Below are 21050 nucleotides of genomic sequence, written 5' to 3' on the forward strand. Positions count from 1 at the left end.
CGCCCCCGCACGGCCGGCACGGGGACGACGACGAACCGGAGACACCAGTGACCAAGCTCAGGCTGGCCATCGTGGGCGCAGGGCCCGCGGGCATCTACGCGGCCGACATCATCCTGAAGGCCGAGAAGCAGTTCGACGTCTCCATCGACCTGTTCGAGCGCCTCCCCGCGCCGTACGGCCTCGTCCGCTACGGCGTCGCGCCCGACCACCCGCGCATCAAGGGCATCATCGGCGCGCTGCGCGACGTGCTCGACCGCGGCGACATCCGCATCTTCGGCAACGTCGACTACGGCCGCGACATCACGCTGGAGGACCTGCAGAAGCACTACAACGCGGTCATCTTCTCCACGGGCGCGATCCGCGACGCCGACCTCGACATCCCCGGCATCGACCTGCCGGGCTCCTACGGCGCGGCCGACTTCGTCAACTGGTTCGACGGCCACCCGGACTTCCCGCGCGACTGGCCGCTCGACGCGCGCGAGGTCGCGGTCATCGGCAACGGCAACGTGGCGCTCGACGTGGCGCGCATGCTCGCGAAGCACGCGGACGACCTGCTGCCCACCGAGATCCCGGACAACGTCTACACGGGCCTCAAGCACTCGCCCGTCACCGACGTCCACGTCTTCGGCCGCCGCGGGCCCGCGCAGGTGAAGTTCACGCCCCTCGAGCTGCGCGAGCTGGGCGAGGTGCCGGACGTCGACGTCATCGTCCACGACGAGGACTTCGGCGTGGATCCCGCCGCCGAGGAGGCCGCGAAGACCAACAAGCAGGTCATGGTCATCAGCCGCGTGCTGGAGAAGTGGCGCACGCGCGAGACCGGATCCGCGTCGCGTCGCCTGCACCTGCACTTCTACTCGCGCCCCGCCGAGGTGCTCGCGTCCGACGACGCCGAGCCGCGCGTCGCGGGCCTGCGCATCGAGCGCACCCGCCCGGACGGCCTCGGCGGCGTGGAGGGCACCGGCGAGTACCGCGACGTGCCCGTCCAGGCGGTCTACCGCGCGGTCGGCTACTTCGGCTCGCCCGTCGACGGGATCCCGTTCGACGAGCGCCGCGGCGTCATCCCGAACCACGAGGGCCAGGTCCTCGGCGAGGACAACGCCAGGATCCCCGGCGTCTACGCCACGGGCTGGATCAAGCGCGGGCCCGTCGGCCTCATCGGGCACACCAAGTCCGACGCCATGGAGACCGTCTCGCACGTGCTCAACGACCAGGGCGACTGGTGGACGCCCGAGGCGCCCGAGGAGCAGGCGATCGTCGACCTCCTCGCCGAGCGCGGCATCGAGTACACGGACCTCGCCGGCTGGCACGCGCTGGACGAGCACGAGATCGCCCTGGGCCAGCCGCACGGTCGCGCGCGCATCAAGGTGGTCGAGCGCGAGGAGATGCTCGAGGCGTCGCGGCGGCGGCAGTCCGTCTGATCCGCACCACCTGATCGACGCCGACGGGCGCCCGGGGTCCTCCCGCGGGCGCCCGTCCGCCGTCCGTCCCCAGCCGACGCCGCCTCCGCCCGGCGCGCAGGCCGCAGCCCCTAGGGTCGCCGCGTGATCCCCGCCGCCCCGCCCGCCCTCGTCCTCGCGGCCGGGCTCGTCGCGGCCGGGCTCGCGGGAGCCGCGCTCGGTGCCGCGTCCCCGGCGCTCGCGCGGGCCGCCCTCGCCGGCGGTCGCCGCCCCCACGGCCTCGACGCCCGGCCGCTGGCTCCGCTCCCCGGCCTCGGCCGCGCCGCCGCGGTCGTCGCCGCCCTGGTCACGGGCGCCCTCGCGGCCGTGATCGTGGCCGAGACGCCGCCCGCGCGGATCCCCGTGGCGCTCCTCCTCGGGGCCGTCGGGCCGGTGCTCGTGCTCGCCGACCTCGCGGCGCACCGCCTGCCCGACCGCGCGACCGCTCCTGCCGCCGTCGCGGCGGCGGCCCTCGCGCTGGCCACCGGCGGATCCGGCCTCCTGCTCCAGGCGGCGTCCTGCGGCGCGGGCGCGGTCATCGTCCTCGCGCTCCTCCAGGCCGCGACCGGCGGCGGCATCGGCACGGGCGACGTGAAGCTCGCCGGCGTCATCGGGCTGGCGCTCGGGCAGCTCGGATCCGCGGAGGTCGCGCTGGGCCTCGCCGCGGGCACGCTCCTCGGCGGCGTCGCGGCCACCGCCCTCCTGGTCGGCGGCCGGGCGCGGGCGGCGACCGCGGTCCCCTTCGGCCCGTGGCTGCTGCTGGGCGCGCTCCTCGTGGCCGCCGCTCCCAGTACGCTCGCGTGAGCGTGCGGACGACCCCGGCCGATGGTTGCCTGTGCGCGCAGCGTCCCCGCGGTCGTGCAGGCGTACGGTGGAGGAAGTGTCCAAGACCCCGGCATCGACGTACGGACGAGCCAGAGGAAAAGAAATGGCACACAGATCGCTCACACTGCTGCAGGACGAGACCGGCGTGCTCCTGGCCGCGGCCTCGCGCGCGGTGGTCTCGCTCTACCGGCCGCTGCTGCAGCCGCTCAACCTGACGCATCCGCAGTACCTGGTGCTGCTGGCCCTCGACGAGGAGGAGCCGCAGGCGGTCGTCGACCTCGCGGAGAAGCTGCACCTCACCCCGGGCACGCTCTCCCCGCTGCTGAAGCGCCTGGAGGTGTTCGGCTACGTCACGCGCTTCCGCGACACCACGGACGAGCGCCGCCTCTCGGTCGGCCTCACCGACGCCGGGCGCGACATGCTCCCCGTCATCTGGCGCGTGGGCGACCAGGTCCGCCGCGACATCGCCGGGGAGGGCGCGGGCGACTCGCCGCTCCGCGACCTGCTGCAGGACGTCCTCGACCGCGCGACCGCCCAGGAGCAGGAGCTCGTCCCGGACGACGACCTCCCTGACGCACCCGCCGCCGACCGTGACTGATCCGCGTCCCATCCGCGGGCGCCCCGCTCCCGGGCGCCCCGCCACCGGGCGTCCCGCCCTTCGGCCTCGCGGCTACTGCACGCCCGAGGTCAGGCGCGCGAGGTTGTCGAGCACCGTGCTGAAGCGCGTGCGCCGGCTCCACTCGTCGAGGGTGAGCTCGCGGCTGCGCTCCCGGTAGCCGTCCTCGATGCGCCGCATCTCGCGCACGAAGCCCGGGCCGCGCACCATCAGCGAGACCTCCATGTTGAGGCTGAACGAGCGCATGTCCATGTTGCTCGAGCCGATGACGGCCACGTCGTCGTCGATCGTGAAGTGCTTGCTGTGCAGGATGTACGGGGCCCGGTACATCCAGATCCGCACGCCCGCGTTCAGGAGCTCCTCGTAGTAGGAGCGCTGCGCGTGGTAGACCACGGGCTGGTCGCCGATCTCGCTCACGAACAGCTCCACCGAGAGCCCGCGCTGCACGGCCGTGGTGATCGCGTACCGCATCGAGTCGTCGGGCACGAAGTACGGCGACGTGATGACGATCCGCTCCTGCGCGTAGTACAGCAGCGCGTTGAACAGCCGGAGGTTGTTCTCGCCGGGGAACCCGGGGCCGGACGGCACGACCTGGCAGTCGAGCTCCTCGTCGTCGTCCGAGGCCGCGATCTCGATGGGCTCGGTCTCGCGCACGAGCAGCTGGTCGGTCTCCGCGTACCAGTCGGTGATGAAGATCGCGTTGAGGCCGCTCACGATGGGGCCCTCGAGGCGGGTCATGAGGTCCTGCCACTTGAGGCCGCGCTTGCGGTTGACGACCTTGTTGTAGCTGCGGTGCACCATGTTCTGGGACCCCATGAAGCCCACGCGGCCGTCGACCACGAGCACCTTGCGGTGGTTCCGGAGATCCGGCCGCTGGTAGCGCCCGCGCAGCGGCTGCACCGGGAGCATGAGGTGCCAGTCCGCGCCGATCGCCGTGAGCTTGCGCGTCGTCCGCCGGTAGCCGGGCGCCCGCAGCGACGCGATGTGGTCGAGCAGCACGCGCACCGTCACCCCGCGCTGGACCGCGCGCTCCAGGGCGTCGAAGAAGGGCGCGCTCGTGACGTCCCACGCGAGGATGTAGAACTCGACGTGCACGTACCGCGTCGCCTTCTCGACCTCCTCGGTCATGGCGGCGATGGACGAGTCGTAGTGGCTGTAGAGCTTCGCCCGGTTGCCGCCCACGAGCGGCATGGACCCGAGCGTGCGGTTGAGCTCCACGACCGAGTCGAGCCACGACGGCCAGGAGTGCTCGCGCGTGACCCGCTCGATGCCCTCGGTCGACTCGATGATGAACCGGTTGATCTCCTGCTGCTTCTCCCGGCGCCGCTTCGGCAACCGGGTGGAGCCGATGAGCAGGAACAGGAAGATGCCGATGTACGGCAGGAAGAAGATCGCCATGAGCCACGCCATGGCGGTGGACGGCCGGCGGTTCCGGGGGATGACCAGCAGGGCCACCACGCGGACGATGAAGTCGACGACGACCGCGAGCCCCGCGAGGATGAGGGTGGTCATCGAGGGGTCCATCAGCCGGAGTCTATCCGCCGGGGCCCCTCCGCCGACGGGCCCGGCGCCCGGCGGACACGGTCGTCCGGGGTGCCGGGCGCCCGCGGATCAGCGGAAGTTGACGAACTGCAGGTCGAGGTCGACGTCCGCGCCCTTGAGCAGCGCGATGGTCTGCTGCAGGTCGTCGCGGCTCTTGCTCGAGACGCGGAGCTCGTCGCCCTCGACGCGGCTCTTGATGCTCTTGGGGCCCTCGTCGCGGATGATCTTGCCGATCTTCTTCGCGTTGGCCTGGTCGATGCCCTGCTTGAGGGTGACCTCGATGCGGTACTCCTTGCCGGAGGCGAAGGGCTCGCCCTCCTCGAGGCTCTTGAGGCCGATGCCGCGCTTGATCATCTTCGTCTGCAGCACGTCGAGGATCGCCTTCACGCGCTCCTCGCTCGAGGCCTTCATGAGGATCGTGTCGCCGCTCCACTCGATGGAGGCGCCCACGTTCTTGAAGTCGTAGCGCTGCTCCACCTCCTTCTGGGTCTGGTGGACGGCGTTGTCCGCCTCCATGCGGTCGACCTTGCTGACGACGTCGAACGAGGAATCTGCCATGCCGACCATGTTAAGGGACGGGCGGCTGCGGGCCCGCGGCGAGGGGATCCGACGATTTCGGTTCGCGGCCCGGCGCCCGCTATCATCGACGAGCGTCTCCGGTCCGTGATCACACAGGTCGGGTGCGCATGGCGAGTTACCCTAGCGGCCAAAGGGATCTGACTGTAAATCAGACGGCTCAGCCTTCGGGGGTTCGAATCCCTCACTCGCCACCGAACGGAGCGGCCCCGCCATGCGGGGCCGTTCGTCTGCCCCGCCGCATCCGTCGGGGCCCGCCCGCGCCGGCAGAGTGGCCCGCGCGCCCGACGACCTGGATCCACCACCGATGTTCCCCGCCGCACCCGGCCCACGCACGCGCGCCCTCGGCACGTCCGGCGTCGTCGTCTCCACCCTCGGCCTCGGCACGAGCGGCTTCGGGTGGACCGCCGGCCGCGAGGAGGCGTTCGCGATCCTCGACGCCTACCGCGAGGAGGGCGGCACCTTCGTCGACACCGCTTCCTCGTACTCGCAGTGGGCGCCCGGACACGCGGGCGGCGAGTCCGAGGAGATCATCGGCGGCTGGCTGGCCGCCCGCGGCTGCCGCGACGACGTGGTGGTCGGCACCAAGGTCGGCAAGAGCCGCGACGCCCCCGGCACGTCGGCGGACTCCATCCGCCGCGGGGTCGACGCCTCGCTCCGCCGGCTCGGAACCGAGCACGTCGACATCGTGCACGCCCACCTCGACGACACCCGCACGCCGCTCGAGGAGACCGTCGCCGCGCTGTCCGACCTCGTCGAGGCGGGGAAGGCGCGGCTCGTGGGCGTCTCCGGGTTCCGGCCGGAGCGCATCGAGCAGGCGCTCGCGCTCGCGCACGGATCCGGCGCGGTCCCCGTGGGCGTGGTGCAGGAGGAGTACAGCCTGCTGGCCCGGGATCACGCGGAGGGGCGGCTGCAGGCGCTCGTCCGGCAGGAGGGCCTCGGCCTCGTCGCGCACAGCGTGCTCGCCAAGGGGTTCCTCACCGGCAAGTACCTGCCCGGCGCGCCCGCCGTGCCGTCCGCCCGCGCGCTCGACGCCGAGCAGTACATGTCGGCCGGCGGGCACGCGACGGTGCGCGCCGCCGAGGAGATCGCGCGGATGCGCGGCGTCACGGTGGCCGAGGTCGCCATCGCGTGGGTGCTCGGTCGACGCGGCGTCGCGAGCGCGCTCGTCGGCGCGCGCACGGCCCGGCAGATCCGACAGCTGATGCCGGCCGCGCAGCTCGTGCTCGACGACGACGAGGTGTCCCGCCTCGCGTCCGCCGCCGCCCGCGCGATGCGCGACGAGAGCGCCTGAGGCGCCCGTATCCTGGGGCGACCGCCGCCTGAGCCGTCCGAGCATCCCGAGGAGATCCGCCCGTGTCCCGTCCCTGGCCCGAGGGCTCCTACATCGCCGCCCTGCTCGTGATGACCACCGCGACCGGCGCCATCGACGGCGTGAGCTACCTCGCGCTCGACCGCGTCTTCACCGGCAACATGACCGGCAACGTGCTCTTCATCGGCTTCGGCCTGGTGGGCGTCGCCGGCATCCCCGTGCTCAACAACCTCGTCGCGCTGGTGGCCTTCATGCTCGGCGCGGTGATCGCGTCGCGCATCACCCGGCGCGCGCCCACCGACGTGCACCTGCCGCGCTCCTCCGTGTGGATCCTCGTCACCGGCACCCTGCTGACCCTCGCGCTCGCGGTGGTCTGGCTCGCGGTCGGCACGCTCGAGACGGGGGTCATGATCGCCGTCACGGGCGTCCTCGCGCTGCTGCTCGGCGCGCAGGCGGCCGCGGTCAAGAGCATCGGCCTGCGCGACCTCTCCACCGTGGTCGTGACCATGACGATGGTGAACCTCTCCTCCGACAGCCGCGTCGCGGGCGGCACGGGCGCCGCATGGGCACGGCGGATCGGCGCGATCGTCTGCATGGGCCTCGGCGCGCTGGTCGCCGCGCTCATCACGACGCACGTCGGCGGCGCGTGGGCGCTGCTGGCCGCGGGCGGGCTGATGGTGCTGGGCGTCGCCCTGCTCTGGAACGCGCGCCGGATCGAGCGGGGGCACCTCCGCGAGGCCGCGGCGCAGACCCCGGTGGTGGACGAGCGCACGGGCGTCGCGCCGGCCTGAGCCGGCCCGCCGGCCCGAGCCGTCGCGCCGCGGCGGGCCCGACGGCTCTGCCAGGCTGGTCGCATGACGACCCCCGGTGACACCGCGCTCCTGACCATCGCCCGCGACGTCGCCGTCCGCGCCGGGGAGCTCGCGCTCCGCCGCCGCCGGGAGGGCGTCGAGGTCGCCGCGTCCAAGTCGAGCCCCGAGGACATCGTCACGCACACGGACCGCGAGACCGAGGACCTCATCCGGCGGGCTCTGCAGGACGTCCGCCCCGACGACGGCTTCCTCGGCGAGGAGTCCGAGGGCACCGCCGGCACGTCCGGCCTCACCTGGGTGGTCGACCCGATCGACGGGACCGTCAACTTCCTCTACGGCATCCCCGCGTGGGCCGTGAGCATCGCGGTGGTCGAGGGCGAGCCGGATCCGCTCACCTGGACCGCCCGCGCCGGCTGCGTCGTGAATCCCACCCTCGGCGAGGTGTTCACGGCGACGGCGGGCGGCGGATCCGCGCTGGACGACCGGCCGCTCGCCGTCAACGCCGGCGTGCCGCTCTCCCTCGCCCTCGTCGGCACGGGCTTCTCCTACGGCGCCGAGACGCGCATGCGGCAGGGGCGGGTGATCACCGACCTGCTCGGCGAGGTGCGCGACATCCGCCGCATCGGCGCCGCGTCGCTCGACCTCTGCAACGTGGCGGCGGGCCGCACCGACGCCTACTTCGAGCGCGGGCTCAAGCCGTGGGACCACGCGGCCGGCGCCCTCATCGCGGCCGAGGCGGGTGCGCGCGTGACCGGGATCGGCGGCGGACCCGCGTCGGCGGAGCTCCTGATCGCGGCGGATCCGGAGCTCGCGCGCGCCCTCGAGGAGCGGCTGGAGCGTCCGCGCGCCTAGCCCCTCGGCGCCCCCGCGCGCATCCCCCGGGTGGCGCGAATCCCTTCCGCCGGTTAGCCTTTACCGATCCGTTACACGACGACCGGGCGATCCCCGGTCGCACGCGCACGGCCCGACCTCCGTCGGCCGGCACCGCGCCGCACCTGTCCCTCGCACTAGGAGTCCTCCGATCCTGTCCGTCCTCCACGCCTCGCGTGCCCCCCAGCCCTCCGATCGGCGGCCCTCGTGCTGACCCCCGACGAGACCGCGGGGACCGCGTACGCGACGCGACGCGAGCGCCGCGAGGCGGAGCGCCGGGCGGCGGAGGCCGTCGAGATGGCGTCGGGCGGATCCACGCTCCTCGAGGACGCGCGGACCGAGCAGGTCGCCGCCGAGCAGGTCGCTCCCGAGCAGGTCGCTCCCGCGGAGGAGCTCGCCTCTGAGCTGCCGAGCGCCTCCGCGCCCCGGGTCCTCCACATCCCCGTCGAGGCCCCCGCGGCCCCCATCACGCACCTGCCCGCGGAGGCCGACCCCGCCGCCGCGACCGCCGCGGAGACCGTCCCGCTCGCGACCCGCGCCCGTCGCCTCCGCGCCGCATCCGCCGCCGCACCCGAGTCGCGCCGCTCCTCGTTCGTGCCCGCGAAGCGCGCGAGCGTGCCGGCCCCCGCGCCGCACGCCCGCGTCCGCGGACGCCGCATCCCCGCCCCTGCGCGTCCGGCCCTCGCCGCCCCGGCGCCCGGGGCCGCCGCGGGTCGCCGCCGCTCGAACGCGTCGCGCGGGCTCACGCTCCTCACCATGGCGTTCGTCGCGACGGTCACCATCGCGACCTCGCTGCCGTCCTCGGCGTTCCTCACCGGCCAGGACATGGCGCAGGCGAACGTCGTCACGGACGACCCGGCGACCTCCGCCCCCAGCCAGAGCATCGCGCTCTCCGCGGCTCCCGAGGCGACGGTCGTCGGCGGCACCGACGACGCGTTCACGGCGACGACGCCGCAGCAGATCATGCTCGCGCAGACGTCGAAGGGCGCCGGCGCGTTCACGAACGACATCAACGGCAGGATCCAGTGGCCCTTCGCCGCGGGCGTGCCCATCAGCGGCGTCTTCGGCCACCGCATCGCGCCCTGCTCGAGCGGCTGCTCCAGCAACCACCAGGGCGTGGACTTCGCGCCGGGCCTCGGGGCGCCCATCCAGGCGATCGCGGACGGCGTCGTGCGCGAGGCCGTGCCCACCGACTCCGGCGGCCTCGGCGTGCACCTCGTGATCGACCACGTCATCGACGGGCAGCTCATCACGAGCGTCTACGGCCACATGCTGCCGGGTTCCCTCCTCGTCAAGGCCGGGGACGCCGTCACGGTCGGCACGCAGATCGGGCAGGTCGGCAACACGGGCGCATCTACCGGCCCGCACCTGCACCTCGAGATCCGCGTCGCCGACGGCACCGCGGTGGATCCCTTCGCCTGGCTCCAGGAGCACGCGAACTAGCCGGCGCCGGCGCCCGCGGCGCCCGCGGCGCCCGCACGACGACGCCCCCTCGCCCGAAGGCGAGGGGGCGTCGTCGTGTCCGGGGACGGCCGCGATCAGTCCCGGATCAGCCACACGGTCGTGTCGGACGGCACGACGTCGCCCTCGAGCGGCCGGCTGGCGAGCAGCACGCGGCCCTCGGGCAGCGGAACGGACGCGGCGCCGAGGTTCGCGATGACCGTGACGCCCGCGCTCGCGAAGGCGATCACGTCCTCGCCCTCCGCGGGGATCCACTCGAGCGAGCCCAGCGCGAGCCCGTGCTCGCGACGCAGCAGCAGCGCCTCCGTGTAGAGGGAGAGGGTGGAGGCGGGATCCGCCTGCTGGGCGTCGCGCGCGAACCGGTCCCAGTCGTCGGGCTGCGGCAGCCAGCTGGCGTCGCCGTCGCTGAAGCCGTACGACGGCGTCCCGGCCTCCCACGGGATCGGCACGCGGCAGCCGTCGCGGCCGTAGCGCTCGCCCGCGGTGCGGTGGAACGTCGGATCCTGGCGCGCCTCGTCGGGCAGCCGCGTGTCCTCCGGCAGCCCGAGCTCCTCGCCCTGGTAGATGTACGCGCTGCCGGGGAGCGCCAGCATGAGCGCGCTGGCGGCGCGGGCCCGGCGGAGGCCGAGATCCTCGTCCACCGTCACGGTCGAGTCCGGCCCGATGCCCACGCCCTGCGGGTTCTCGCCCGAGAGCGCGAGCCGGCTGGCGTGCCGCACCACGTCGTGGTTCGAGAGCACCCACGTGCTCGGCGCGCCGACGGAGGAGAAGGTCGCGAGCGACGCGTCGATCGTGCGACGCAGCGCGGCGGCGTCCCACGGCGTCTCGAGGTAGCTGAAGTTGAAGGCCTGGTGCATCTCGTCGGGGCGCACCCAGTCGGCCAGCTTCGCGAGCGGCTCGACCCACGCCTCGGCCACCATCGCGCGGTCGCCGTCGTAGGAGTCGAAGATCTCGCGCCACTCGCGGTAGATCTCGTGCACGCCCTCCTGCGCGAAGTACGGCGGCGGGGGAGCGGGCTGGTCGTCCACGCCTCCGGCGCCGCCCATGCTGCCCTGGCCCTCGGGCGGCGTGTAGTCGGGGAGGCCGGGCGCCTTGACCATGCCGTGCGCGACGTCCACGCGGAAGCCGTCGACGCCGCGGTCGAGCCAGAAGCGGAGGATCTCGTGGAAGCGCTCGCGCACCCACGGGTTCGTCCAGTCGAGGTCGGGCTGCGACGAGTCGAACAGGTGCAGGTACCACTGGCCGGGCGTGCCGTCGGGCTCGGTGAGCCGGGTCCACGCCGGGCCGCCGAAGATCGACTCCCAGTTGTTCGGGGGCAGCTCGCCGTCGGCTCCCTTCCCGTCGCGGAACATGTAGCGGGCGCGCTCCTCGCTCCCGGCGGGGGCGGCGAGCGCGGCCTGGAACCAGCGGTGCGCGGAGGACGTGTGGTTCGGGACGATGTCGACGATCACGCGGAGGCCGAGCTCGTGCGCGCGGTGCTGCATCCGGTCGAAGTCGTCGAGGGTGCCGAACAGCGGGTCGACCGCGCAGTAGTCGGCGACGTCGTAGCCCGCGTCGTTCTGCGGCGACAGGAAGAAGGGGGAGAGCCAGACGGCGTCGACCCCGAGCTCGCGGAGCGCGGGGAGCCGCTCGGTGATGCCGGGCAGGTCGCCGATGCCGTCGCCGTCGGAGTCGGCGAACGAGCGCGGGTAGATCTGGTAGATGACGGCGGTGCGCCACCACTCGGATCCGGTGCCGTGCTGCGGGGTGCTGTCGGGGTGGGTCGAGGTGTCGTCCCGGGCAGCCGTGGACAGGGCTGTGGGGGCAGGCGGAGTCATGCATCGAGCCTAGGCGACGGGCAGGGAGCGCTCCCGACGCGGGGGAGAGGTGGAATACCCGGGGGCGCGGGACGGCTTCACCCTGGGGGCGGTCGCCGCCCTCCTCACCGGACGAAGGAGATCAGCCATGTCGAACCCCGCACGCGTGCCCCTCGGATCCAGCGGCATGGAGGTGAGCCCCCTGTCCTTCGGCGGCAACGTCTTCGGCTGGACCGCCGACGAGGCGACCTCCTTCCAGCTGCTCGACGCCTACGTCGAGGCCGGCGGCAACTTCGTGGACACCGCCGACGTCTACTCCGCCTGGAAGCCCGGCAACTCCGGCGGGGAGTCCGAGGAGATCATCGGACGCTGGCTCGCCGCCCGAGGGCGTCCCGACGACCTCGTGATCGCCACCAAGGTCGGCTCGCTCGAGTCCGCCAAGGGCACGTCGCGCGACAGCGTGCGCCGCGGCGTGGAGGCCAGCCTCCGCCGCCTGGGCGTCGACGCGATCGACCTCTACTACGCGCACATCGACGACCAGGGCACCCCGATCGAGGAGACCGTCACGGCGCTCGCCGAGCTCGTCGCCGAGGGCAAGGTCCGCGCGATCGGCGCCTCCAACTTCACGGCCGAGCGCCTGCAGGCCGCGCTCGACGTCTCCGCCCGCGAGGGCGTCGCCCGCTTCGAGGTGCTGCAGAACCGCTACAACCTCGTCGAGCGCGGCGCCTACGAGGGCGAGCTCGCCGAGCTCCTGATCCGCGAGGGCATCGCCTCCGCGCCCTACTCGGCCCTCGCGAGCGGCTTCCTGACCGGCAAGTACCGCGGCGGCGAGGTCGACAGCCCCCGTGCCGGCGGCGCATCGAAGTACTACGACGACCACGGGCGCGCTCTGCTCGAGGTGCTCGACCGGGTCGCGGACGCCCACGGCGTCTCGGTCACCACGGTGTCGCTCGCGTGGCTCCGCGCGCAGCCGTCGGTCACCGCGCCGATCGCCAGCGCGCGCGACCTCACGCAGCTGCCCGACCTGCTCGCGTCGATGGACCTCGAGCTGACGGCCGACGAGATCCGGGACCTCTCCGCGGTCTGATCCCCGGAAGCCCGGCCCGACGTGCCCTGGTCCGGGGCCGCCACGCGTCTCGGGGGCGGTCCCGGACCTGCTATCGTCGTATGGTTCCAGCGCGTCTCCGACGCGCCCGGGCACGCCCCCATAGCTCATTGGTAGAGCACTTCCTTGGTAAGGAAGAGGTAGTGAGTTCAATCCTCACTGGGGGCTCGATCCCCGGCCTCCCATCGCGGACGGCCACGGGGATCGTGGCGGGGTAGCTCAGGTGGTTAGAGCACACGGCTCATAATCGTGGTGTCGCGGGTTCAAGTCCCGCTCCCGCTACGGAAGCGCGGATCCCTCGGGTCCGTCCTCCTCGATAGGCCCCGGACACCTCTCGCCAGGTTCCGGGGCCTTTCCCCTGCCCGCGGGCGACGGCGACGTGATGCGGTGCGCGGCATGCCTCCCGCGAGGCCCGGCCTCCGTGTCCGGCCGGAGCCGTCGGCCTTCCGGCGCCCGCCTCCGCGGCGTAGCCTCCGGGCATGACCCACCACGACTCCACGGACCCCACCGACCACGACGACGCCACGGGCGCCGAGCACGACGATGTGCTCTACAAGACCCAGGGCAACCCCGTCCCCGACGCGCACGACGAGGAGCGCCGCGAGGCCGCCTCGGGCGGCGACTACACCGCCAGCGAGTCCGAGGAGGAGAAGGAGGCGCGCGAGGGCGGCGCCTGATCCGCATCCCGCGCCCCGAGCGCACGAGGGCCGCTGCGACGCGTTCGCGGCGGCCCTCGCGCGTCCCGTCGGCTGGTCGCCGCAGGCCCTCCCCGGCGGTCCGCCGGTCGACACGCCGTGTCCGCAGGAGAGCCGCATCCGCTCCGCGCGCCCGGATCCGCATGACGACGCGGAAGGCGCCGCGACACGCCGAAACACTAGATGTAGTGGAATGACAGGTCTGTAGTTCGGGTTATATAGTGGAGAACCTCACCGCCCCACCGGGTGGCCGAGCAACCCGGAACCCGCATCGCTGCGGATCCGGAGGCCATCGGGGCGAGAGCCACGAGACCTGAGGAACCGCACCGGCGGTTCCCGACCAGACACAACGGGAGGCACCCATGGACTACGACAACAACGACACCGTCGGCGGCTACGCGATCCCCGTCGACCCCATGGAGCTCCTGCAGTGCGACTCCTGCCAGTAGGCATCTGACGCCGCACGAGCGGCATCGCGACCCGGGCCCCGGTCCCCACGAGAAGTGGGGGCCGGGGCTCTCGCGTACCCGGGGAGGGGCGGCCCGCCCGGGGCGCGCGGACGGCCGCCGCGTAGGATCGTCCGGTGCCAGTGAATCCAGACCTCCAGGGTCGCGTGCTCCCCGCCGCCGCCCCGTACCTGGTGGGACGCGAGAAGGTGCGCGAGTTCGCCCGTGCCGTCGGCGCCACCCACCCCGTCCACCTCGACCCCGAGGCGGCGCGTGCCGCCGGCCACGCCGACGTGGTCGCGCCGAGCACGTTCCCCGTCGTGGTGCAGGAGGCGACGCTCGCCCAGCTGCTCGCCGAGCCCGACGCCGGCATCGACTTCGGCCGCGTGGTCCACGGCGAGCAGGCCTTCACGTACTCCCGGCCGGTGGTCGCGGGCGACGAGCTGACCGCGACGCTCACCGTCACGAAGGTGGCGACCCTCGGCGGCAACGCGATGGTGACCGCCGAGTCCGCGATGACGGATGCCACGGGCGCCCACGTCGTCACGGCCGTCTCCACCCTCGTGGTCCGCGGGGACGACGCGTGAGCGCCGCGGCGGCCTCCGTCCCCGTGCTCGCCGACCTCGCCGTCGGCGACGTCGTGGCCGAGCGCTCCGTGCACCTCACGCGGGACTCCCTCGTCCGCTACGCGGGCGCGTCCGGCGACTTCAACCCCATCCACTACCGCGACGACGTGGCCGCGTCGGTCGGGCTCCCGGGCGTCCTCGCCCACGGAATGCTCACGATGGGCCAGGCCGTCCAGCCCGTGGCCGACTGGGCGGGCGACCCGTCCCGCATCGTCGCGTACGGCGTGCGGTTCACGCGGCCCGTGGTCGTGGATCCCGCCGACGGCCAGGACCTGACGATCGTCGCCAAGGTGGGCGCGATCGACCCCGAGGCCGGCACCGCGCGCATCGACGTCGCCGTCTCCGTCGACGGGAAGACCGTCCTCGGCCGCGCCCAGGCGCAGGTCCGGCTGGCGTAGGGCCCCCGTGACGATCGAGACCCACCGCGACGCCCCGCTCGCCGACCTCACCACCCTGCGGGTGGGCGGTCCCGCCGAGGAGCTCGTGACCGTGAGCGAGCGCGACGAGCTGGTGGACACCCTCCTCGGGCTGTGGGCCGTGGGCGAGGACTGGATGGTCCTCGGCGGCGGATCCAACTCCCTCATCTCGGACGAGGGCGTCGAGGGCACCGTCATCCGCATCGCGACCCGCGGCGTCGACGTCGGCGAGGAGCGTGCGGACGGCACCGTCCTCGTGCGCGTGCAGGCCGGCGAGCCGTGGGACGCGCTCGTCGCCCGAACGGTGGCGGACGGCCTCACGGGCCTCGAGGCGCTGTCGGGGATCCCCGGATCCACCGGCGCCTCGCCGGTGCAGAACATCGGCGCGTACGGCCAGGAGGTCGCCGACGTCCTCGAGGGCATCGACTTCCTCGACTACGAGACGGGCGAGGTGGAGCGGCTGGACGCCGCCGACCTCGGCCTCGGCTACCGCACGTCGTCGCTCAAGCGCGGCCGCGTGGGTGTCGTGCTCTCGGTCGACTTCGCGCTCACCCGCGGCGAGGGCCCCGACGCGCTCGGCCTGCCCGTCGCCTACCCGCAGCTCGCGGGCGCGCTCGGCGTGGAGCTCGGCGACCGCGTCCCCGTCGCCCGCGTGCGCGAGACCGTGCTGGCGCTGCGCGCGTCCAAGGGCATGGTGCTCGACGACGCCGACCACGACACCTGGAGCGCGGGGTCCTTCTTCACGAACCCCATCGTCAGCGCCGCGTTCGCCCGCACGCTGCCGGCCGACGCCCCGCGCTGGCCGCAGGAGGATCCGCCCGAGGACCTCGTCGTGCCGCTCGGCGACCAGTGGGAGGTCGCCGACGCGATCGAGCGCGAGGCCGCCCTGCGTCGCCGCCGCGAGCCCGCGGGCGTGAAGCTCAGCGCCGCGTGGCTCATCGAGCACGCGGGCGTGCAGCGCGGGTTCCGGCTGCCGGGATCCGGCGCCGCCGTCTCCTCGAAGCACACGCTCGCGCTCACCAACCGCGGCACCGCGACCGCCGAGGACGTCGCCGCCCTCGCGCGCTACGTGCAGGGCCGCGTGATGGGCGAGCACGGCGTGATCCTGCAGCCCGAGCCCGTGCTGGTCGGCCTCTCCCTCTAGGACGACCCATCCGGGTCGCGACGGGAGAGGATCACCGCGCTGACCAGGGCGGTCGCGATCAGCGCTCCCGAGACGATCCAGAGGATCGCGGCCGACGCCCGGAACGGCCCCGTCTGGCTCAGGACGAGACCGGGGATCGACAGGACGATCGCGACGGCCGGGATGCGCTCCGGACCGCTCCGTCGTGGTCCCATGCCCCGTCCCGCGCTGTCCGTCGCGCGAAGCGAGCGCGAGCCGATCGCGCGTCGGACGGATGCCGCACAGGCGCCGTCGGTCGGGCGGCGGATCAGGCCAGCAGGTCGCGGATCCGGCGCACGCCCTCGAGCAGCGCGTCGTCGCCGAGCGCGTAGCTGAAGCGCAGGAAGCCGCTCGGTCCGAACGCCTCGCCGGGGACCGCGGCGACCTCGGCCTTCTCGAGCAGCACGTCGGCGACCTCGAGAGAGGTGGTCGGCGTGACGCCGTCGATGTCGCGGCCGAAGAGCCCCGTCACGTCGGGGTAGACGTAGAAGGCGCCCTGCGGCGTGGGCGTGACGAAGCCGGGGATGGCGTCGAGCTCCGCGACGATCGTGCGGCGACGGCGATCGAAGGCCTCGCGCATCCGGTCGACGGTGTCGCGCGGCCCGCGCAGCGCCGCGATGGCCGCGCGCTGCGACACGTTCGAGACGTTGGAGGAGAGGTGCGACTGCAGGTTGCCCGCGGCCGTGATCGCGTCGGCCGGGCCGACCATCCACCCGACGCGCCAGCCGGTCATGGCGTACGTCTTGGCGACGCCGTTGACGAGGATGGTGCGGTCGGCCAGCGCCGGCACCACGTCGACGATGCTCGCGGCCTCGGCCCCGTCGTAGACCAGGTCCTGGTAGATCTCGTCGCTGATGACCCAGAGGCCCTTGGAGTCCGCCCACTCGCCGATCTCGCGCGTCTGCTCCCGCGAGTAGACGGCGCCCGTGGGGTTCGAGGGCGAGACGAACAGCAGCACCTTGGTGCGCGGCGTCCAGGCGGCCTCGAGCTGCTCCACGGTGACGAGGTAGCCCTGGTCGGCGCCCGCGAAGACGTCGACGGGCACGCCGCCCGCGAGGCGGATCGCCTCGGGGTACGTGGTCCAGTAGGGGGTCGGCACGAGGACCTCGTCGCCCGGGTCGAGCAGCGTCTGGAACGCCTGGTAGACGGCCTGCTTGCCGCCGTTGGTGACGATGATCCGGTCGATGCCGACGTCGAGGCCCGAGGACGTGCGCGTCTTCTCGGCGATCGCCTCGCGGAGGTCGGGCAGGCCGGCGGCCGCGGTGTAGCGGTGGTTGCGGGGATCGCGCGCCGCCTCGACCGCGGCCTCGACCACGTAGTCGGGCGTCGGGAAGTCGGGCTCGCCCGCCGCGAAGCTGATGACGGGGCGCCCGGCCGCCTGCAGCGCCTTGGCCTTGCCGTCGACCTTGAGGGTCGCGGACTCGGCGATGGATCCGATGCGGGTGGAGACGCGGCTGAGGGGGACGGTGCTCTGCGGTTCGGCCATACCTGCGAGCATAGGGATCCGCGCCCGTCGCCACGCGGGCGCCGATGCCCGCCCGGCCGCCGCCCGACCGTGCGCCCGCGGATGCTGGTACACTCGTCCGGGTCGGTATCTCCGCCATGCTCTTCCGCGCCTTCTTCCGTCCGTGCTCGCACGGTCGTGGCGCATGGGGCAGGCGGGTGTCGACGCAGAGGGTGGTGGCTCAATTGGTAGAGCAGCGGTCTCCAAAACCGCAGGTTGCAGGTTCGAGTCCTGTCCGCCCTGCTAGATGGAACGGGTCCCCGGGCGCGTGACATCGCGGCTCGCCCGAACTCCGGGCGAAAGCCGAGCAATGCAGGAAGGGACCCACGCGTGGCGCGGAAGATCGTCGACGAGCCGAGCGAGGAGATCGTCGCGCAGGCTCGCGAGCAGCGGGACGCACGACGCAACCCCTTCGCCCGGCTGGTGCTCTTCATCAAGCAGGTCGTGCAGGAGCTCAAGAAGGTGGTCACCCCCACCCGCAAGGAGCTGCTGACGTTCACGGGAGTGGTGCTGGCCTTCGTCATCGTCATGATGGTGATCGTCTCGCTCCTCGACCAGCTGTTCGGGTACCTCGCCATCGTGGTGTTCGGCAGCGGCGCCTAGCACCAGGGCCTCCACGCGGAGGCGGCACGGGCCGGAAGGGCGAGCGGCGCGGACCACGGGTCCACGCGCGCGGAGCACGGCAGCGGCGCGGATCCTCACGGGTCCCGCAGCCGCGCGGCCCGGCGCCCGGGACCAGCACGGCACAGAACGGCAACGCACGACGAAGAACGAGGGAAGTAGATCCATTGGCTGAGAGCAAGCGCGACGACGTCGACCTCGCCCCCGCGGCGGAGCAGTCCTCCGAGGTGGACGAGGTCCAGGAGGGGCACGGCATCGAGTCCTCCGAGGAGAGCTCGGACGCGGCGGAGCACACCGCCCTGCACGTCGAGGGCGACTCGGTCGAGACCGACCTGACGGCCGCGCTCGACGCGATGGAGTCCGTCGAGGACCCCGAGGCCGACGCCGTCGTCGAGGACGCGCTCGACATCGACTCCGCCGACGAGGCCGAGGCCGCCGTCGAGGCGACCGACGACGAGGCGAAGGAGGAGGCGGCCGAGGAGGCCCTCGAGCCCGCCGACGTCACGCCCGCCACCGCGGAGGACGTCGCCGAGGCCGAGGCCGACCTCGTGCCCGACGAGGCCGCGTCCGAGGACGACGCCGAGGTCGACCCCTACGAGGACTTCCGCAAGGAGCTCCGCTCCAAGCCGGGCAAGTGGTACGTCATCCACTCCTACGCGGGCTTCGAGCGCCGCGTGAAGAGCAACATCGAGAACCGCATGGTGTCGCTCAACATGGAGGACGACATCTACCAGATCGAGGTCCCGATGGAGGACGTCGTCGAGATCAAGAACGGCCAGCGCAAGATGGTCAACCGCGTGCGCATCCCCGGATACGTGCTCGTGCGCATGGCCCTCAACGAGGACAGCTGGTCGGTCGTCCGCCACACCCCCGGCGTCACGGGCTTCGTGGGCAACGCCCACAACCCCACGCCCCTCCGCTTCGAGGAGGCCTTCTCCATGCTGAAGAGCCTCGTCGAGATCAAGGAGGTGGCGCAGGTCAAGGGCCAGCCCACCAAGGGCGGTCAGGCGCAGCGCGTCGTCGCCGCCGAGGTCGACTTCGAGATCGGCGAGACCATCACGATCAAGGAGGGCTCGTTCGCGGGCCTCCCCGGCTCCATCAGCGAGATCAAGCCCGAGAGCGGCAAGCTCACCGTGCTCGTCTCCCTGTTCGAGCGCGAGACCCCGGTCGAGCTCAGCTTCGACCAGGTCACCAAGCTCTAGGCGGTCGGGCCGCGCGGCCCGCTCGATCTAGCAATCAAGAAGAAGGAAGAGAAATGGCACCGAAGAAGAAGGTCACGGGTCTGATCAAGCTGCAGATCAAGGCCGGCGCCGCCAACCCCGCACCGCCCATCGGGCCGGCGCTGGGACAGCACGGCGTCAACATCATGGAGTTCTGCAAGGCGTACAACGCCCAGACCGAGGCTCAGCGCGGGAACGTCATCCCCGTCGAGATCACCGTCTACGAGGACCGGACGTTCACGTTCATCCTCAAGACGCCCCCGGCCGCCGAGCTCATCAAGAAGGCCGCCGGAGTCGCCAAGGGCTCGGGCACGCCGCACACGGTCAAGGTCGCGAAGCTCACGATGGACCAGGTCCGCGAGATCGCCGAGCAGAAGCAGGCCGACCTCAACGCCAACGACATCGACGCCGCGGCGAAGATCATCGCCGGCACCGCCCGCTCCATGGGCATCACGGTCGAGGCCTAGCCTCCACCACCCGCGGATCCCGACCGGGATCCGCTCCAGCATCACGCGGGAGAGCCGGCCAGGCTCACATCAACCGCACTCTCGAAACAGGAGACACGAATGGCGAAGTCAAAGGCCTACCGGGCCGCAGCCGAGAAGATCGACCTCACGAAGGCCTACACCGCCTCGGAGGCCGTCGAGCTCGCGCGCGAGACCGGATCCAGCAAGTTCGACAGCACCGTCGAGGTCGCGCTCAAGCTCGGCGTCGACCCCCGCAAGGCAGACCAGATGGTCCGCGGCACCGTCATCCTTCCTCACGGTACCGGCAAGACCGCCCGCGTCATCGTCTTCGCGACGGGCCCCGCGGCCGAGGCGGCCATCGCCGCCGGCGCCGACGAGGTCGGCGGCGACGAGCTCATCGAGAAGGTGGCGGGCGGCTACACGTCGTTCGACTCCGCCGTCTCGACGCCCGAGCTCATGGGCAAGGTCGGTCGTCTCGGCAAGGTGCTCGGCCCGCGTGGCCTCATGCCCAACCCGAAGACCGGCACGGTCACCCCGGACGTCGCGCGCGCGGTGTCCGACATCAAGGGCGGCAAGATCGAGTTCCGCGTCGACAAGCACGCGAACGTCCACTTCGTGGTCGGCAAGGCGAGCTTCTCGCCCGAGCAGCTCTCGGAGAACGTCGGCGCCGCGCTCGAGGAGATCGTCCGCCTCAAGCCGTCCTCCTCGAAGGGCCGCTACGTGCAGAAGGCCACGGTCTCCACGACCTTCGGCCCCGGCATCCCGGTGGACGTCAACTCCATCTAGCACCGCCGCGCGCGAGCGCACGCACGACCAGCAGCACAGGAAGGGCCCGCCTCGGCGGGCCCTTCCGTCGTTCCCGGGAGGGGTGGCCGGTCCCCGCGTCATCGCCGGGGTGCGCGCCTGCCTAGGCTCGTCAGGGTGAGCATCCCGGATCCCGCCCTCCTGCCCGCCGGCCCGTCCTTCCGCGTCGCGACGCCCGCCGACGCGGACGAGGTGGCCGCCCTCGCCGCCCGCACCTTCGCGCTCGCGTGCCCGCCGACGACGACGGCGGAGGCCATCGCCGAGCACATCCGCTCCGTCCTGTCGCCCGCGCGCTTCCGGGAGCACCTCGCGGATCCCGCGCACCGGGTCGTGCTCGTCGAGGTGCAGGGCCGGCCGGTCGGCTACACGATGGTCGTCCAGGCGCCGCCCACGGACGCCGACGTGGCGGGCGCGCTCCGGCTGCGGCCGGAGGTCGAGCTGAGCAAGGTGTACGTCGAGCAGGGGTCGCACGGCGCGGGCGTCGCGCGTCCGCTCATGGAGGAGACGCTGCGGGTCGCGCGCGAGCTGGCGGGGGAGCGGGGGCGCGATGCCGGCGCCGGGATCTGGCTCGGCGTCAACGAGCACAACGCGCGCGCCATCCGGTTCTACGAGCGCAGCGGCTTCCGCATCGTCGGGACGCGGTCGTTCCGGCTCTCGGACGCCGTCGAGACGGACCACGTGATGGAGCAGCCGCTGGCCGCGACCGCGACCGCGTAGGGCGGCACGGTGCCTGATCCC

22 protein-coding genes and 4 tRNA genes are annotated in these 21050 nt (G+C 73.0%); 21 read left to right on the plus strand and 5 right to left on the minus strand.

Going from position 1 to position 21050, the window contains the following annotated elements; all coding sequences use genetic code 11:
• Positions 1-47 precede the first annotated feature (47 nt).
• From ITJ44_RS08525 to ITJ44_RS08535, 3 genes are all read left to right on the plus strand, one after another.
• Positions 48-1418, plus strand: coding sequence for an FAD-dependent oxidoreductase (locus ITJ44_RS08525; RefSeq protein ID WP_194634578.1), 1371 nt, complete (start codon positions 48-50; stop codon positions 1416-1418).
• A gap of 123 nt (positions 1419-1541) precedes the next feature.
• Positions 1542-2240 carry a prepilin peptidase gene (locus ITJ44_RS08530; protein ID WP_194634580.1) on the plus strand — a complete coding sequence of 233 codons (699 nt, stop codon included), beginning with the start codon at positions 1542-1544 and terminating at the stop codon, positions 2238-2240.
• A gap of 124 nt (positions 2241-2364) precedes the next feature.
• Entirely contained in the window at positions 2365-2859 is a 495-nt protein-coding gene (locus ITJ44_RS08535; protein WP_194634582.1) for a MarR family winged helix-turn-helix transcriptional regulator, read from the plus strand.
• 72 nt (positions 2860-2931) lie between these two features.
• On the opposite strand, the gene cls is transcribed toward ITJ44_RS08535, so the two are convergent.
• Positions 2932-4401: a cardiolipin synthase gene (gene cls, locus ITJ44_RS08540; RefSeq protein ID WP_194634584.1), complete on the minus strand. Its 1470-nt coding sequence runs from the start codon at positions 4399-4401 to the stop codon at positions 2932-2934.
• A gap of 87 nt (positions 4402-4488) precedes the next feature.
• Entirely contained in the window at positions 4489-4977 is a 489-nt protein-coding gene (locus tag ITJ44_RS08545; protein ID WP_043583901.1) for a YajQ family cyclic di-GMP-binding protein, read from the minus strand.
• Between the two features lie 130 nt (positions 4978-5107).
• On the opposite strand from ITJ44_RS08545, the gene ITJ44_RS08550 reads away from it, so the two are divergent.
• The 5 genes from ITJ44_RS08550 to ITJ44_RS08570 all read left to right on the plus strand — a co-directional run bounded on the left by ITJ44_RS08550 (position 5108) and on the right by ITJ44_RS08570 (position 9432).
• Positions 5108-5189 (plus strand) — tRNA-Tyr (locus tag ITJ44_RS08550).
• Positions 5190-5302: 113 nt separating this feature from the next.
• Positions 5303-6289 (plus strand): aldo/keto reductase, encoded by a 987-nt coding sequence (locus ITJ44_RS08555; RefSeq protein WP_194634585.1) that lies wholly within the window; start codon positions 5303-5305, stop codon positions 6287-6289.
• A 62-nt stretch (positions 6290-6351) separates the two neighbouring features.
• Complete coding sequence (locus ITJ44_RS08560; RefSeq protein WP_194634588.1) at positions 6352-7098, plus strand: YoaK family protein; 747 nt, start codon at positions 6352-6354, stop codon at positions 7096-7098.
• Between the two features lie 63 nt (positions 7099-7161).
• A complete protein-coding gene (locus ITJ44_RS08565) occupies positions 7162-7971 on the plus strand; it encodes an inositol monophosphatase family protein (protein WP_194634590.1) in 810 nt (269 codons plus the stop codon).
• A gap of 225 nt (positions 7972-8196) precedes the next feature.
• Complete coding sequence (locus tag ITJ44_RS08570) at positions 8197-9432, plus strand: M23 family metallopeptidase (protein WP_194634592.1); 1236 nt, start codon at positions 8197-8199, stop codon at positions 9430-9432.
• A gap of 95 nt (positions 9433-9527) precedes the next feature.
• Here the strand turns inward: ITJ44_RS08570 and ITJ44_RS08575 are convergent, their stop codons facing one another.
• Entirely contained in the window at positions 9528-11267 is a 1740-nt protein-coding gene (locus ITJ44_RS08575) for a glycoside hydrolase family 13 protein (protein WP_194634594.1), read from the minus strand.
• Positions 11268-11394: 127 nt separating this feature from the next.
• Between ITJ44_RS08575 and ITJ44_RS08580 the strand changes: the two genes are divergently transcribed.
• From ITJ44_RS08580 to ITJ44_RS08610, 7 genes are all read left to right on the plus strand, one after another.
• On the plus strand, positions 11395-12333 hold the full coding sequence (locus tag ITJ44_RS08580; protein ID WP_194634595.1) for an aldo/keto reductase: 939 nt from the start codon (positions 11395-11397) through the stop codon (positions 12331-12333).
• Between the two features lie 114 nt (positions 12334-12447).
• Positions 12448-12519: transfer RNA gene (locus ITJ44_RS08585), tRNA-Thr, on the plus strand.
• 40 nt (positions 12520-12559) lie between these two features.
• Positions 12560-12633, plus strand: a tRNA-Met gene (locus tag ITJ44_RS08590).
• Between the two features lie 197 nt (positions 12634-12830).
• A complete protein-coding gene (locus tag ITJ44_RS08595; RefSeq protein ID WP_194634597.1) occupies positions 12831-13028 on the plus strand; it encodes a hypothetical protein in 198 nt (65 codons plus the stop codon).
• Positions 13029-13629: 601 nt separating this feature from the next.
• The gene (locus ITJ44_RS08600) at positions 13630-14079 is read left to right on the plus strand and encodes a MaoC family dehydratase N-terminal domain-containing protein (protein WP_194634599.1); all 450 of its coding nucleotides are present in this window, start codon (positions 13630-13632) and stop codon (positions 14077-14079) included.
• Positions 14076-14516: a MaoC/PaaZ C-terminal domain-containing protein gene (locus ITJ44_RS08605; RefSeq protein WP_194634601.1), complete on the plus strand. Its 441-nt coding sequence runs from the start codon at positions 14076-14078 to the stop codon at positions 14514-14516. The genes ITJ44_RS08600 and ITJ44_RS08605 overlap by 4 nt, the downstream gene beginning before the upstream one ends.
• Before the next feature lie 7 nt (positions 14517-14523).
• Positions 14524-15678, plus strand: coding sequence for a UDP-N-acetylmuramate dehydrogenase (locus tag ITJ44_RS08610; RefSeq protein WP_194634603.1), 1155 nt, complete (start codon positions 14524-14526; stop codon positions 15676-15678).
• Here the strand turns inward: ITJ44_RS08610 and ITJ44_RS08615 are convergent.
• A complete protein-coding gene (locus ITJ44_RS08615; RefSeq protein WP_194634605.1) occupies positions 15675-15872 on the minus strand; it encodes a hypothetical protein in 198 nt (65 codons plus the stop codon). The genes ITJ44_RS08610 and ITJ44_RS08615 overlap by 4 nt on opposite strands.
• Positions 15873-15964: 92 nt before the next feature.
• A complete protein-coding gene (locus ITJ44_RS08620; RefSeq protein ID WP_194634607.1) occupies positions 15965-17194 on the minus strand; it encodes a pyridoxal phosphate-dependent aminotransferase in 1230 nt (409 codons plus the stop codon).
• A 176-nt stretch (positions 17195-17370) separates the two neighbouring features.
• Here ITJ44_RS08620 and ITJ44_RS08625 point away from each other — a divergent pair.
• The 6 genes from ITJ44_RS08625 (at position 17371) to ITJ44_RS08650 (ending at position 21029) form a co-directional block, all read left to right on the plus strand.
• Positions 17371-17443: transfer RNA gene (locus ITJ44_RS08625), tRNA-Trp, on the plus strand.
• Positions 17444-17530: 87 nt separating this feature from the next.
• Positions 17531-17803, plus strand: a complete 273-nt coding sequence (secE, locus tag ITJ44_RS08630; RefSeq protein ID WP_104235279.1) for a preprotein translocase subunit SecE — start codon at positions 17531-17533, stop codon at positions 17801-17803.
• A 185-nt stretch (positions 17804-17988) separates the two neighbouring features.
• Entirely contained in the window at positions 17989-19023 is a 1035-nt protein-coding gene (gene nusG / locus ITJ44_RS08635; RefSeq protein ID WP_194634610.1) for a transcription termination/antitermination protein NusG, read from the plus strand.
• A gap of 53 nt (positions 19024-19076) precedes the next feature.
• Complete coding sequence (gene rplK / locus ITJ44_RS08640; RefSeq protein ID WP_012039476.1) at positions 19077-19508, plus strand: 50S ribosomal protein L11; 432 nt, start codon at positions 19077-19079, stop codon at positions 19506-19508.
• A 99-nt stretch (positions 19509-19607) separates the two neighbouring features.
• Positions 19608-20294: a 50S ribosomal protein L1 gene (gene rplA, locus ITJ44_RS08645; protein ID WP_012299879.1), complete on the plus strand. Its 687-nt coding sequence runs from the start codon at positions 19608-19610 to the stop codon at positions 20292-20294.
• A 135-nt stretch (positions 20295-20429) separates the two neighbouring features.
• A complete protein-coding gene (locus tag ITJ44_RS08650; protein ID WP_194634612.1) occupies positions 20430-21029 on the plus strand; it encodes a GNAT family N-acetyltransferase in 600 nt (199 codons plus the stop codon).
• Positions 21030-21050 lie beyond the last annotated feature (21 nt).

The organism is Clavibacter sp. VKM Ac-2873 (assembly GCF_015351075.1).
In the GTDB taxonomy this organism is placed as follows: domain Bacteria; phylum Actinomycetota; class Actinomycetes; order Actinomycetales; family Microbacteriaceae; genus Clavibacter.

What these genes read in the sequence shown, in the direction of transcription:
- ITJ44_RS08555 (WP_194634585.1), top strand. Translation starts at nt 5,303, where the DNA reads ATGTTCCCCGCCGCACCCGGCCCACGCACGCGCGCCCTCGGCACGTCC.
- ITJ44_RS08620 (WP_194634607.1), bottom strand. Translation starts at nt 17,194, where the DNA reads ATGCTCGCAGGTATGGCCGAACCGCAGAGCACCGTCCCCCTCAGCCGC.
- ITJ44_RS08535 (WP_194634582.1), top strand. Translation starts at nt 2,365, where the DNA reads ATGGCACACAGATCGCTCACACTGCTGCAGGACGAGACCGGCGTGCTC.
- rplA (WP_012299879.1), top strand. Translation starts at nt 19,608, where the DNA reads ATGGCGAAGTCAAAGGCCTACCGGGCCGCAGCCGAGAAGATCGACCTC.
- rplK (WP_012039476.1), top strand. Translation starts at nt 19,077, where the DNA reads ATGGCACCGAAGAAGAAGGTCACGGGTCTGATCAAGCTGCAGATCAAG.
- cls (WP_194634584.1), bottom strand. Translation starts at nt 4,401, where the DNA reads ATGGACCCCTCGATGACCACCCTCATCCTCGCGGGGCTCGCGGTCGTC.
- ITJ44_RS08615 (WP_194634605.1), bottom strand. Translation starts at nt 15,872, where the DNA reads ATGGGACCACGACGGAGCGGTCCGGAGCGCATCCCGGCCGTCGCGATC.
- ITJ44_RS08575 (WP_194634594.1), bottom strand. Translation starts at nt 11,267, where the DNA reads ATGACTCCGCCTGCCCCCACAGCCCTGTCCACGGCTGCCCGGGACGAC.
- ITJ44_RS08595 (WP_194634597.1), top strand. Translation starts at nt 12,831, where the DNA reads ATGACCCACCACGACTCCACGGACCCCACCGACCACGACGACGCCACG.
- ITJ44_RS08545 (WP_043583901.1), bottom strand. Translation starts at nt 4,977, where the DNA reads ATGGCAGATTCCTCGTTCGACGTCGTCAGCAAGGTCGACCGCATGGAG.
- ITJ44_RS08565 (WP_194634590.1), top strand. Translation starts at nt 7,162, where the DNA reads ATGACGACCCCCGGTGACACCGCGCTCCTGACCATCGCCCGCGACGTC.
- ITJ44_RS08580 (WP_194634595.1), top strand. Translation starts at nt 11,395, where the DNA reads ATGTCGAACCCCGCACGCGTGCCCCTCGGATCCAGCGGCATGGAGGTG.